Here is a 14,038-nt window from a genome sequence, read left to right on the forward strand (position 1 = left end):
GGAAAAACGTAGGGCTTTATATAATATTATTTTTAGTGGGTTTACAAACGGTACCTACACAATACTATGAAGCAGCAAAATTGGAAGGTGCTACAAAATGGCAGCAATTTTACCACATTACTTTACCTATGATTAACCCTACTATTTTTATGGTAGTTATCCTGTCTACTATCGGTGGGTTTTCACTTTTCATTGAACCATACATTCTTACCGGCGGCGGACCATTGAATCAAACCTTGTCAGCGGTATTATACATTTATAAGCAGGCTTTTCAATTTTACAATATGGGATATTCGGCCACTCTTGGGTTTTTTTATGCAATCATGATCATGACTGTTGTAGTGCTTCAAAAGAAATTTATTGAAAGAGAGAGTTAACCATTACAAGCTGCTGTATGGCCTTAAATAAATTATGACACAAAAGATCTCATTTCAAAAACTGATGTTTTATGCAGCGTTGCTGTTAGCTGCACTTAGTTTCATTTATCCCTTTATGTGGATGGTAAGTGCTGCACTATCGCCGGAAAATGAGATCAGCAGGCTTACACTATTTCCATCTCATCCTACCCTGAGCAACTTTAAAGCAATGGTGGAAAAAATCCCCATTGGCAGGTCACTGGTTAATAGCTTACTGGTAGCCACATGCACTACGGCTTTGGTGATGGTTACCGGATCTATGGTGGGATACGCCCTGGCAAAAATGAGGTTTAAAGGACGGCTTATGATTTTTTACGTGATCGTTTTTACCATGTCTCTTCCCTTTCAGATTACCTTGATTCCAAATTATATTACGATGGTGAACCTGCATTTAGTGGATACCTATCTTGCTCTTATTATGCCTTTTGCAGTCAGTGCTTTCGGTATCCTAATGTTCCGGCAGGCTTTCCAGGGACTGCCACAAGCTTTGATTGATGCAGCACGGCTGGATGGTTGCAATGAATTGCAGATTATATTTAGAATTCTGTGGCCGAATATAAAACCTACGTTAATAACTGTGGCTATCCTGACCTTTATCGGCTCCTGGAATGAAGTACTGTGGCCGCTCATCGTCATCCGTAACGAACAATTAATGACGATGCCGCAACTGGTAACCCTGTTTGTGGTAGGTGGCCGTGCAGATGCGCAGCTGGGAGTTAAGATTGCTGCAGGGGTGTTGCTTGCCGTTCCGGTTATTGTTGCGTTTCTATTTTTTCAAAAGCACTTTATCCAGAGTATGGCTTCGGCAGGTTTAAAAGATTAACCAGGAAATTATAAATTGACGAATCCTGCAACTCCTGCCGATGTTTCTCCGGAGAAATGCAGCAAAGAATTATAACCAGATAACTAATTTTTCAGCATCTTAAAAAATTAATTTAGTTTAAACCAGAATCGCCAACGATCGATGAACATTATTAAAGATTCATTACACTTATATGCTGATGCAAAGGCGGTAATTACTCAATTTTTATTTTTGTCACAAGAGAAGCGGATCTTTAACATGATAAATCGGGTGGAAAATTTAAGTGCTAATGAGGCAGATGAATGCCTCCAAATCCTAACCAAAGATTTTGCCGCCCGCCATCGAGATCTGGATCAAACCCTCTTGAATCATTTTCAAAAAATAGAAGAGCAGAACGGAATTAACCTTTCCCGTTTCACTGTTGCAAAAAAACTATTGCTGGGTGCATTTTTTACAAAAGAATATTCTATACAGGCTGCAGCATTATTTAATCCCTCCATTGTGCCCCATCCAGATCAACAAGGATTAAAGTCAGGCCAACAGCGATTTATAATGAGCCTGAGGGCAACCGGAGAAGGTCACATTTCTTCTATAATATTTAAAACAGGAATAGCAGACGAGAATGCCCGCATCACGCTCGACAGTTCTTCGGGCTATTTTATTTGTCTGCAAAAAAAAATTGACACAAGATATAGCCGGGATTTTATACGAAGCCGTGCGGTATTATTTAAAGATTTTGATTTTAGCGTTGTTGATTCTTTACCGGAACATTTTTCAGAAGCGGAAGCGCTTTCTCTCCTAAAATCTGCAACAGTAAAGACGAATGTAGCGACAAACTCTATCAGCCAAATAGAAAAAATATGGGATGCTAATTACAATCTCATAAGTTCTTCACAAATACCGATCAATGAAAAAGTAATATTTCCTGTAGCAAGAATAGAAAGCATGGGAATGGAAGATGTGAGATTTGTAAAGTTTAGTGATAACGGTATCGCAATTTATTACGGTACTTACACTGCTTATGACGGCCATCAGATACAGTCGCAATTGATTGAAACCTCAGATTTTAATGAATTTAAAATACGCTCATTATACGGCGAGGCTGTATCAGACAAAGGAATGGCGCTCTTTCCTGAAAAAATAAATGGCAGATATGTGATGGTTTCACGCCAGGGTGGTGAGAATATAAGTATCATGTTTTCTGAAAATATTTATGAATGGAAAAGCTACCAGCTGTTGATGGAGCCATACTATCCATGGGAGCTGCTGCAATCAGGTAACTGCGGATCACCTGTAAAGACAGAAAGAGGCTGGCTTTTGCTGATACATGGCGTGGGCTTAATGCGCACTTATGTTATAAGCGCCATACTATTGGATCTGCATGATCCCACTCAGATTATTGGCAGGCTTGATAAACCGCTCATCCAAGCTGATCAAGCCGAACGTGAAGGTTATGTTCCGAATGTAGTTTATACTTGTGGTTCTATGCTTCACAATAAAACACTGGTTATTCCTTATGCAGTGTCTGACTCTGCAACGGCTTTTGCAACAATAGGATTAGAAGAAATTCTCAACGAGATGAAACCTGCACCATAAACCTTATGAATAAAAAAATACAGAGTTTATTCTATTTATCGGCACTCATAATCATGTTTATAGCCTGTTCGAAAACCGCAATGAACCAGGCTCCGGCAGTCGATACGGAATTGGTGAATACAGCTCACCTTGATTACCTCTATACGCCTCTTACTTTTCCGGCGGGCAGCAAATCCGCGGGCGTTTACATATATGCAGATGCCCCGGATTATCACCGTGTTGAGGCGTCTGGTGAAGGATTTTCATGTGTAGATGATGTATCAAGAGCTGCGTTAGTTTATTTGAGAAGCACCCGGTTTTCTACAGATACAGCCATCCAGGCTAAAGCTATGAACCTGATCCGCTTTATTCTGGGGATGCAATCAGATAACGGCTATTTCTATAATTTTTTATTCTCCAGCGGACTGATAAACACAGGAGGAAGCACCAGTTTAAATATTCCTAACTGGTGGTCGTGGAGAGCCTTACAAACTTTAATAGAAGGCGAACCTTTTATAAAGAACCTAAACCCACCTTTATTTGCGCAAATGGATGCTGCAATAATTAAATTGATTGCTCAAATAAAATTAGACCTGGTCAATATCCCTCAAACAACAAAAATTGTAAATGGTATTACAGTTCCGGAATGGCTTCCCGCAGGAAGTGCCACAGATCAGTCGGCATTGCTTATTATAGGGCTAATTCCCTGGTGCCAGTCTACGAATGATGCTGTTTTAAGAGACTATATTAAAAAATTGGCAGATGGCATTGCGCTCATGCAAGCCGGTGATTCCTCTCACTATCCCTATGGCTGTTTTTTAAGCTGGGAAAATACATGGCATGCATATGGGAACATCCAGGCTTATGCTTTATTGAAGGCGGGCCTGTTTCTGAATGATCCGCAATACACCTCGAAAGCATTAGTAGAAATAGATAACTTTTATCCCTGGCTGATTAAGAATGGTTATAAATCTTCTCTTTTACTCGCAAAAAGTGGAAATGTATTTCAGACACTAACTGATAACAAATATGATCAGATTGCCTATGGAATAGAGCCTATGGTTTTTGCTGCAATCGAAGCCTATAAGGAAACAGGAAATGATACCTATGCTGATCTCGCAGGGCATCTTGCTGCATGGCTCCTGGGAGCAAATGATTTAGGAATCAGTATGTATGATACAGCCACAGGCCGCTGCTACGATGGATTATCTGCGGGTGGTGTCAACTATAATTCCGGCGCTGAATCTACCATCGAGGCATTGCTTACTTTGCAAAATGCTGAAAATTATCCGGCGGTAATAACGGCCCTGGATAAATATAAAAAATGAATGCAACTCCAATAATTGCCGACCATCTGATTTTTAAACCTGGTGATGTAGAATTATCATACTCACCACTTCGCAATGGCATTAAGGAAAATACTTTTGTGCTTGGTACTTTTAATCCTGGCTTATGTCGCTTGCCGAATGGCAATTTGCTGATGATAGTACGTGTGGCGGAAGCTTTATCAAACTCTGTTAAAGGAGACAGCGTGCACAGCATAAGATGGGATTCAGAAAAGCGATTTGTAATCGATGCATGGCCATTGATTGAAGTGGATATGAAAGATCCAAGAAAATTCAGAATTAAAACTTATGATTTTCCTGTTTATGCATTAACGTCTCTATCATGGCTGTTGCCGGTAGAACTGAATGCCGATGGCACGGCAGTAATTAAAGTACATTACGATAAAATTATTTCACCGCAATTTACCAGTCAGGAATACGGAATAGAAGATGCCCGGATTTCAACCATTGAAAACCAGTATTATATGACCGCTTGTTGTGTAGGCAGCGAGCGTCATTCAACGATGTTATATGTTTCAGATGATGGCCTAAATTATAAATGTCTTGGCATTGTGCTTGACCACCAGAATAAGGATATGCTGGTATTTGAAGGAAGAATAAATAATATTTACTACGCTTTAACAAGACCATTAGGGGAAAATTATTTTGCCACGCCACCATCTTCCACTTACCATTCCTGCGCATCTGTTCAAATGTCCTCTTCACGGGATTTACTGCATTGGAAACCATCCGATACCGCATTTCTGAGGGCACGGCGATCATCTTTATCCAATATGAAAATAGGTGGCGGAACTCCGCCTTTGTTAACACCCTACGGCTGGCTGATGCTGTATCATGGAGTTGAAAAGAAAGGTGAAGTAGGCATCTACCGCACCTTCTGGGCACTGCTGGATAAGGACGATCCGTTAAAAATTACTCGTTTGGAAGATAAAGTGCCTTTGCTGGAAGCAAATCCATTGCTTACTGATGGTATCAGCCATCAGAAATATCTTGAAGATGTTGTATTTACCACCGGTATTGTGGAACATGGCGATGATTTTATTATCGCATCCGGAGAATTAGACCTGGCATGTCGGATCACCAGGATATCAAAAAAATATTTTTCAAGCGAACACTTTTAATAAAGATGGCGGAGGTTTTATTAGAGCATATTTCAAAGATCTATCCACGTGGTGCAAAAAAAGAAGCACCCTCTAAAGCCATTGAGGATATTTCCTTTACGGTGCACGATAAAGAATTTATGGTGATCGTAGGTCCTTCCGGCTGTGGAAAATCTACATTGCTACGGATGATTGCAGGGCTCGAAGAGATCAGTGAAGGCACTCTCAGCATAGATGGAAAAAGGATAAATGATCTGGATCCGCGCGACCGTGATATTGCAATGGTGTTTCAGAATTATGCTTTATATCCGCACATGACCGTTTATGATAACATGGCTTTCGGATTAAGATTAAAGCACTTCAGCAAAACCGAAATAAAACAAAGAGTAACTCAGACTGCCCAGCTGCTGGAAATGGAGGAGGTGCTAAATCGCAAACCAACCACTTTATCCGGAGGTCAGCGCCAGCGGGTAGCAATTGGAAGGGCTATTATCCGAAGACCTAAAGTTTTTTTATTTGATGAGCCGCTCAGCAACCTTGATGCAAAGCTTCGAAGCCAGATGCGCATAGAACTTCAAAAGCTGCACCGCGACATCAATGCGACGATGATCTATGTAACGCATGACCAGACTGAAGCCATGACGTTAGGAAACAGGATTGCTGTGTTGAACAAAGGCAAGCTCATGCAATTGGATACTCCGCTGCATTTGTACAATAACCCGGCGAATAAATTTGTTGCGGGATTTATCGGTTCGCCTACCATGAATTTTATGGAGGGCTCTATTGTGCGCCAGAACAGATATTCTTTTATTCCCGAAACAAAAAGTTGTCAGATTTCTTTAGGAACTTCAATTCCCGCGTCTTTAGAAAGCTATGTTGGAAAAGCTATTCTGATTGGCATACGGCCGGAGCATATTCTAATTTGTGAAGAAGGGGAAGCCAATCCAGGTGACTGTACTTTAAAAGTCCTGGCTTACGAAAACATGGGCAACGAACAACTGGTATATTTTTCCATGTCAAATCAAACACTAATTGTAAGAACCCCGCCACGCGAAATTATTGACGTTGGGAATGAAAAAGAGATTAAATTTTTAATAGAAAAAATTATTTATATGGATGCAGTGAGCGGGGCGGTAATAAATAAGAACCTGCTTTAATTCTTCGATCCACACTTAACTGCGTATAAATTTGAATTTAAATAGTTAAATAGCAGGCAATGAAAAAGCTGACTATTTTACTATTCGTCTTTGCCCAAATGAGTGTCTTGGCGCAATCAGACAGTGTAAACCGCACGCTCACGTTTTCAGGAATGGTGGATGCTTATTTAGCATATTACACGGATTCCGTGGGAACCGGTAACTACCAAAAATTTCAAAGTATTTCACCCAGAAGCAAGCAGTTCGGATTGAACGTTGCCTCCATCACTGTAAAATATTCTGCAGACCGCATGCGGTCAATCGTTACGCTTCACTATGGCGACATTCCCCGCAGCTCCTGGTCATCTACTTTTAACTTTATACAGGAAGCTAATGCAGGGTTTCGGATTTATAAAAATTTATGGATCGATGGCGGATTCTTCCGTACGCATATTGGAACGGAAGGGCTTTTTCCTAAAGAAAATATAACCAGCTCTGTAGCTGTGGCTACTTTTTTTGAACCTTATTTCGAGGCAGGATTCCGATTAAATTATACGCCAACGGATAAGTTACTGCTCAACCTTTATTTGCTAAACGGGTATAACCTCTATGAGGATAATAACAAAAAAAAATCGATCGGACTTTTCGCTGCCTATACTGTTAACGACGCTGTTAGCATCGGGTATAATAATTACCTGGGAAACGATGCAGCAGAAGACGATACCGTTTCACGCACCCGGTTTTACAACAATGTGTTTTTAAATTTTCAGAAAGGAAAAATCAGGATGGTTGCCGGTGCCGATTTAGCTGTACAACAGCATGGTGACCTCAAGAACGCAGAAAAATCTGCAAGCTATGCAAGTGCTTTGCTGGCCCTTCGCTACCAGGCAGTAAACCGGTTTGGCATTTACGGCAGAGGAGAAGTCTTCCACGATCCGCAGGGAATGTTATCAGGTGTGTTCTTGAATGAAGGAAATGAATTTTCGGGTATAAAGCTCTGGGGCATCACACTCGGTGCAGAGTATAAGCCAACGGATAATTTTTATGTGCGGCTCGAAGGTAGAAATCTTACCGCAGATTCAGGTCAGAAAATTTTTTATTCAGATACTAAGTCAACGAATCACAGGCTGGAAGCGATGCTGAATTTCGGTTTGTATTTTCCACAGTAAATCATGGAAGCTCGATCTTTAGCACTGCATACTGCCAAAGCCATTAATTATCTTATAAATTCCTATAACAACAATGCAATTTACCCATACAGAAAATAAACCAAGATATTCCCTCCGGCAACTTGTACTCTATTTTTTGAAGCTGGGTTATGCGGGCTTCGGAGGCCCCGTTGCATTGGTAGGCTATATGCACCGTGATCTTGTCGAGCAGCGTAAATGGATTTCAGAAGAAGATTACAAGGAAGGCTTAACCCTTTCACAGCTTGCGCCCGGTCCATTGGCGGCACAGCTTGGTATTTATTTGGGCTTCGTGCATTACCGCTACCTAGGAGCCACATTAGTTGCCATTGCTTTCGTGCTGCCATCTTTTTTAATGGTAGTCGCTTTGGGAATTGCTTACAAGATGTTCAACGGTTTGCCCTGGATGCAGGCCGTTTTTTATGGAGTAGGAGCAGCAGTGATTGGAATAATTGTGATGAGCAGCTACAAACTCACCACAAAATCAATTGGCAAATTCAATCTTGAATCATTCAGAACAAAATGGATGTTATGGCTTTTCTTTCTCACCACTTTAGTCATCACGCTCATTTCACAAACGGAAGTGCTTCCGGTTTTCCTTGCAGCGGGGCTATTGTATATGTTCATAAAAGCACCACCGGCATGGGCAAAAAGAACTTCAACACTACCGGTTATGCTTCTGACGGGAATTGGTTTTTGGGACTATGATTCGAAAGCACTGGGACAAATGTTTTGGTTTTTCCTTAAAGCAGGAGCGTTTGTTTTTGGAAGTGGCCTGGCGATCATTCCTTTTTTACATGGAGCCGTTACCCAGTACCATTGGATTGACGAGCATACTTTTCTCGATGCAGTAGCGGTGGCGATGATCACGCCGGGGCCCGTGGTGATCACAGTAGGTTTCATTGGTTACTTAGTGGCTGGTTTCCCAGGTGCCTGTATCGCCGCAGCGTGCACGTTTCTTCCCTGTTATTTCTTTACCGTGATTCCCGCGCCCTATTTTAAGAGGTATGCTAAGAATGCATCCATCAAAGCATTTGTTGACGGCATTACCGCTGCAGTAATCGGAGCACTCACCGGAGCTGTAATTATTATTGCAATAAATACTTTCACGAGGAACCCTAGCGTGATTCTCGATATACCTTCCGTACTCATTGCAGTAGCAACTGTCCTGACGCTATTGTATGTAAAAAAAATTCAGGAACCATATATCATTTTTATCGCCGCTGTCTTGGGTTTGATTTTAAAGACGTGGGTTTAAATAGCTCGAATCGACTATAGGAGAAACTAACTCTTTGAAAGATTAAGCAGCACAGAAGAGCCTGTCTCCATACAGAAATTTCTTCTTTATCATTACACCGTAGGCAGACCCCTCAACCTTTGTTTTATACTTCATTTTTTGTGTGTTGGTTACATGTAGGTCTTAAATACATTTATTTATAATTGAACTACAGTTATCTTACCTAAAACAGATAGGATATAATAGATCTGCGATTAAATGTTGACATTCTTTACCTTCTATCAAAGAGCAAAACACAATAGAAAGACACTTGCAAGAAGACTTATCAACCATCGAAGCCACAAAAAACGGGAAGCAAAATGGAAGCAAAAAATAAAATGTAATAAATAAAGTTTGGGGAGTGGAGAAAAAGGTAATAGCATAACTTTTACAGCAACCTCAAAAAAATTATCTTTGCCCCCATGAAATTCTTAGCCCTCATATTCGCTTGCTTCACATTGGCACTTTCTTTTGCGCCATGTTGCGACAGTAACGTTGGGCTTGCCAATATCCCTCAAACAATTCAGCAGTCACAGGAACAGCACCATCAGGACAATGAGCTTTGCTCACCTTTCTGCCAGTGTAATTGCTGTCATGGCTTTGTGGTAATTGCTCATTTCAGAACTTCCAATACGCTTCCTGCTTTTACACAGAAACATTTTACGCTTTATACCGAACGCTTTATTTGTGGTATCCCTGATAGCCACTGGCAGCCTCCCCGCCTTTCTTAATTCATTTCGTTAATTGCATTTCACCGCTGCATTGCTAAAGCAATGGCGCAGGTTATGTTGCTTTTGCAATATCGCAATTAACATGCTGTTGTTGCAGCGCAACATCATTAAATATTTCTTATTAATAAAATTTCAACTCAGGATGATTGATAGAATTATTGCATTCAGTATAAAAAACAAGCTCATCATTGGCATCTTTACTTTGCTCCTGACTGCTTTTGGCATATACTCCCTCACAAGACTTTCAGTAGATGCATTGCCGGACATAACAACCAATCAGGTAAACATTGTTACATGGTCGCCAAACCTTGCTGCGCAGGAAGTGGAACAGTTCATTACATTTCCTATCGAGCAAACCATGTCAAACATTCCAAAAGTTACGGAAGTGCGAAGCATTTCACGTTTTGGTTTATCAGTGGTTACAGTGGTTTTCAGGGATGATATGGACACCTATTTTGCCCGGCAGCTTGTAGGAGAAAAATTAAACAGCGCAAGCCAGGATATTCCTGAAAAGTTCGGCAAGCCTGAAATTTCAGCCAACACTACCGGCTTGGGAGAAATCTATCAATATGTGGTGCATACAAAGCCCGGATATGAAAAAAAATACAATGCAATGGACTTGCGCACCATTGAAGACTGGATTGTTCGCAGGCAACTAATGGGAGTTGCAGGCATTGCCGACATCAGCAGCTTTGGCGGCCAGCTAAAGCAATACGAAGTATCAATAAATCCTGACAAGCTGCGCAGTATGAACATCAGCATCAGTGAAGTGTTTGAAGCCCTTGAAAAAAATAATAACAACACCGGGGGCAGCTACATTGAAAAAGGACCTTCACTATATTTCATTCGTGCCGAAGGTTTGGCAAAATCAATTTCCGATATTGAAAATATAGTAGTAAAAAACAACAATGGACTACCCGTGCTCATTCGTGATATTGCAACAGCTCAATTCTCCGCAGCTAATCGCTACGGTGCGCTTACCCGCAACGGTGAAGGTGAGGTAGTGGGCGGAGTAGTGCTGATGCTTAAAGGGGCAAATTCAAAAGAGGTCATTTTAAATGTAAAGGAGCGCATCACACAAATTGAAAGTTCTTTACCGGAGGGCGTAATCATTGAGCCATTCATTGACAGAACAAAACTTATTGATAAAACTACCTCAACAGTCAGCCGTAATTTATTGGAAGGTGCATTAATCGTAATTTTTATTCTCGTTTTGTTGCTCGGTAATTTCCGTGCAGGATTAATTGTAGCATCAGTTATTCCCCTGTCAATGCTTTTTGCAATTATCCTGATGAATGCCTTTGGCATCACAGCAAACCTCATGAGTATGGGTGCTCTTGATTTCGGTTTGATTGTGGACGGTGCAGTAATAATTGTTGAATCCGTTTTGCATCATCTGCATTCGCATTTTAAAAATAAAATGCTCACTAAAAACGAAATGGATGAAGAAACAGAGAAAACATCTGTAAAAATTATTCGCCCTGCAGTGTTTGGTGTAATAATAATTCTCATTGTGTATTTACCCATTCTTTCATTGGTAGGCATAGAAGGAAAAATGTTTCGTCCAATGGCACAAACAGTTGGGTTCGCTTTGATAGGTGCTATGCTTCTTTCACTCACGTATGTTCCAATGATGTGTTCATTGTTTATCAATCGAAATATTAAAGACAAAGTAACAGTTGCCGATAAAATCATTCATGCAATGCAACGGTTTTACGAACCGGCATTGCGTTTTGCACTTCGCTTTCGCAAAAGCACTGTTGCAGTGGCAGCAGCTATGTTAGCCATAAGTATCTTCATTTTTATAAATCTTGGAGGCGAGTTCATTCCAACCTTACAGGAAGGTGACTTTGCTGTGGAAGCTCGAATAATGCAGGGCAGCTCAGTGAATGAAACTGTAAGAAGCTTTTCAGAAGCTGAACGCATTTTAAAAGCACAATTCCCCGAGGTAATTCAGGTCATTTCAAAAATTGGAAGCGGTGAAATTCCAACAGATCCAATGCCTATTGAAAGTGGTGACATTATGATAATACTGAAAGATAAATCTGAATGGACATCAGCCATCACACAGGAGGAATTATCCGAAAAAATGGAAGATGCTTTAAAAGTTATTCCTGGGTTAAATGTGGAATTTCAGCAACCTATTCAAATGAGGTTTAATGAAATGATTGCCGGAATAAAATCAGATGTGGCAATAAAAATATTCGGTGAAGATTTAGACATTCTCACTCAGAAAGCAAATGAAGTGCAGTCGCTAATAAAAAATATTAATGGTATAGCTTCCACTAAAGTGGAGCAGGTAGATGGTCTGCCGCAAATTGTAATCATTTACAACCGTGCAAAAATGGCGCAGTATGGTTTGAATGTAGATGAATTAAATACTACTGTAAATACAGCTTTTGCTGGCGCAAAAGCCGGAACTGTATATGAAGGGGAGAAAAGATTTGATTTAATAATTAAGCTCGATGAAGAACACAGGAGTGATATTGAAAGTGTTCGCAATTTATTCGTTCCGCTTCCTTCCGGCAGCCAGATAACATTGCAACAAGTTGCAGATGTTTCATTCAAATCAGATCCTGTTCAGATTTCACGGGAAGATGCAAAGCGCAGAATTTATGTTGGATTAAATACAAGAGGTCGGGATGTGCAAAGCGTAGTAAAAGATATTCAAAAAACATTAAATGAAAAATTGAAATTGCCGCCTGGCTACTTTATAACCTACGGTGGTCAATTCCAAAACCTGGAGGAGGCATCAAAACGGTTAAGCATAGCCGTGCCGGTTGCATTGCTTCTTATCCTGCTCATGCTTTTTTTCACTTTTCGTTCCGTCTCTGAAACACTGATGATTTTTACAGCTATTCCGTTTTCTGCAATAGGAGGCATTATTGCCTTGTGGTTAAGAGGAATGAATTTTAGTATTAGTGCAGGTGTAGGCTTTATTGCATTATTCGGAGTAGCGGTATTAAATGGAATTGTGTTGATAGCATATTTCAATCGCTTAAAAAACGAAGGAGAAGAAAATATAACAACAAGAATAATGAAAGGAACAAAATCACGGCTAAGACCGGTTATTGCAACAGCAGCCGTTGCATCATTGGGCTTTCTCCCCATGGCATTAAGCACATCACCGGGCAGTGAAGTGCAAAAACCGTTGGCAACGGTAGTAATTGGCGGATTGATTTCATCAACCATTCTTACACTGATTGTTTTACCCGTATTGTATAGTTTATTTTTCAGCAGAAAGAAAAATGAAAATAAAATTTCATCGTCCTCATCAATTACCGCAATTGTCATCCTGATAATTGGCTCGTCAGCATTTGCAACAAGTGCAAATGCACAAACAACACAGCTTGGCAGCCTGGTAAATTTTGCTTTGCAAAATCATCCTTATTTGCAAACAGCAGGTTATAATTTGCAGCAGCAACAGGTTTTGAAGAAAAATTCATTTACCCTTTCTCCGCTCAGTGCAGAATACACTAATGGACAAATAAACACAGCAGCAAGGGATTACAATATTACCGTGCAGCAGGGTTTTCAATTCCCAACTGTGTATGCTGCTCAAAGTAAATTGAACAATCAGAATATCCAATTAGCGCAACAGCAATACACACTTACAAAAAATGAATTGGTAAAAAATGTAACCACCGCTTATTACCAATTACTCTACGGTCACGAGCAATTGAAATTATATGAGCAGCTGGATAGCATTTTCAAAAACTTCTCAGAAGTTGCGGATAAAAAATATCAGGCAGGTGAAACAGCAGAGTTAGAAAAATTTACCACGCAATCTCAATGGCAGCAGTTAAAAATAAAATCGCATGAAGCGCAAAGTGATGTTGAAATTTTTCAAACCACTTTGCAGCAATGGTTAAATACAACTCAACCCATCGTTTTGTCAGAACAAAACCTGCAAGCCATCTCCCCGCCCATTGCATTAGACACATCACAGCTTTACGGCAGTCCTTTACTTCAGTATCAAAAGCAATTGGTAAACGTTGCAAATGCTGAATGGAAATACGACAGATCAAAATTTGCTCCCTCACTTTCGTTCGGTTACTTCAATCAAAGCATGGACAATGCTAAAGGATTCCAGGGATACATTATTGGTGCTCAAATACCACTATTCAAATCAGGTGTGGGTAACAATTCAAGAGCATCACATTTCAATGTAATGAAAACACAAAGCGAAGCAGACAATTTTAAATTACAGTTGAATACGGAATACTCAACCGCTATTCAGAATTTCAATAAATACAAACAGTCATTGCAATACTATCAGTCCTCAGGTTTGCAAATGGCAGATAAAATTCTCAGCAGTGCACAAATCGGCTATCAGGAGGGAGAAATAAATTATGTGGAATATGTGCAAAGCATAAAACAGGCAATTTTTATTAAAACGGATTACCTGCAAACACTCAATAACTATAATCAGTCAGTCATCTATTTAAACTACTTAATCAGTAAATAAA

Annotated in this window: 10 protein-coding genes; all 10 read left to right on the forward strand. The window is 40.3% G+C overall.

Features of this window, described 5'->3' with window-relative positions; genetic code table 11:
• A partial coding sequence (locus H0W62_10880) for a sugar ABC transporter permease (protein ID MBA3649036.1) occupies positions 1-377 on the forward strand: 377 nt, incomplete at its 5' end.
• 34 nt (positions 378-411) lie between these two features.
• Positions 412-1,239, forward strand: a complete 828-nt coding sequence (locus tag H0W62_10885; GenBank protein ID MBA3649037.1) for a carbohydrate ABC transporter permease — start codon at positions 412-414, stop codon at positions 1,237-1,239.
• 141 nt (positions 1,240-1,380) lie between these two features.
• On the forward strand, positions 1,381-2,814 hold the full coding sequence (locus tag H0W62_10890) for a glycosidase (GenBank protein MBA3649038.1): 1,434 nt from the start codon (positions 1,381-1,383) through the stop codon (positions 2,812-2,814).
• Between the two features lie 5 nt (positions 2,815-2,819).
• Positions 2,820-4,121 (forward strand): hypothetical protein, encoded by a 1,302-nt coding sequence (locus H0W62_10895; GenBank protein MBA3649039.1) that lies wholly within the window; start codon positions 2,820-2,822, stop codon positions 4,119-4,121.
• On the forward strand, positions 4,118-5,260 hold the full coding sequence (locus tag H0W62_10900; protein ID MBA3649040.1) for a glycosidase: 1,143 nt from the start codon (positions 4,118-4,120) through the stop codon (positions 5,258-5,260). The genes H0W62_10895 and H0W62_10900 overlap by 4 nt, the downstream gene beginning before the upstream one ends.
• Positions 5,261-5,265: 5 nt before the next feature.
• Positions 5,266-6,396, forward strand: a complete 1,131-nt coding sequence (gene ugpC, locus H0W62_10905; GenBank protein MBA3649041.1) for a sn-glycerol-3-phosphate ABC transporter ATP-binding protein UgpC — start codon at positions 5,266-5,268, stop codon at positions 6,394-6,396.
• 59 nt (positions 6,397-6,455) lie between these two features.
• Positions 6,456-7,544, forward strand: a complete 1,089-nt coding sequence (locus tag H0W62_10910; GenBank protein MBA3649042.1) for an outer membrane beta-barrel protein — start codon at positions 6,456-6,458, stop codon at positions 7,542-7,544.
• 73 nt (positions 7,545-7,617) lie between these two features.
• Positions 7,618-8,820, forward strand: coding sequence for a chromate transporter (locus H0W62_10915; protein ID MBA3649043.1), 1,203 nt, complete (start codon positions 7,618-7,620; stop codon positions 8,818-8,820).
• 440 nt (positions 8,821-9,260) lie between these two features.
• Entirely contained in the window at positions 9,261-9,569 is a 309-nt protein-coding gene (locus H0W62_10920; GenBank protein MBA3649044.1) for a hypothetical protein, read from the forward strand.
• Between the two features lie 142 nt (positions 9,570-9,711).
• Entirely contained in the window at positions 9,712-14,037 is a 4,326-nt protein-coding gene (locus tag H0W62_10925; protein MBA3649045.1) for a CusA/CzcA family heavy metal efflux RND transporter, read from the forward strand.
• The last annotated feature ends 1 nt before the right edge of the window (position 14,038 follow it).

Source organism: Chitinophagales bacterium (assembly GCA_013816805.1).
Taxonomy (GTDB): domain Bacteria; phylum Bacteroidota; class Bacteroidia; order Chitinophagales; family UBA10324; genus MGR-bin340.

What these genes read in the sequence shown, in the direction of transcription:
- H0W62_10885 (MBA3649037.1), top strand. Translation starts at nt 412, where the DNA reads ATGACACAAAAGATCTCATTTCAAAAACTGATGTTTTATGCAGCGTTG.
- H0W62_10890 (MBA3649038.1), top strand. Translation starts at nt 1,381, where the DNA reads ATGAACATTATTAAAGATTCATTACACTTATATGCTGATGCAAAGGCG.
- H0W62_10895 (MBA3649039.1), top strand. Translation starts at nt 2,820, where the DNA reads ATGAATAAAAAAATACAGAGTTTATTCTATTTATCGGCACTCATAATC.
- H0W62_10900 (MBA3649040.1), top strand. Translation starts at nt 4,118, where the DNA reads ATGAATGCAACTCCAATAATTGCCGACCATCTGATTTTTAAACCTGGT.
- ugpC (MBA3649041.1), top strand. Translation starts at nt 5,266, where the DNA reads ATGGCGGAGGTTTTATTAGAGCATATTTCAAAGATCTATCCACGTGGT.
- H0W62_10910 (MBA3649042.1), top strand. Translation starts at nt 6,456, where the DNA reads ATGAAAAAGCTGACTATTTTACTATTCGTCTTTGCCCAAATGAGTGTC.
- H0W62_10915 (MBA3649043.1), top strand. Translation starts at nt 7,618, where the DNA reads ATGCAATTTACCCATACAGAAAATAAACCAAGATATTCCCTCCGGCAA.
- H0W62_10920 (MBA3649044.1), top strand. Translation starts at nt 9,261, where the DNA reads ATGAAATTCTTAGCCCTCATATTCGCTTGCTTCACATTGGCACTTTCT.
- H0W62_10925 (MBA3649045.1), top strand. Translation starts at nt 9,712, where the DNA reads ATGATTGATAGAATTATTGCATTCAGTATAAAAAACAAGCTCATCATT.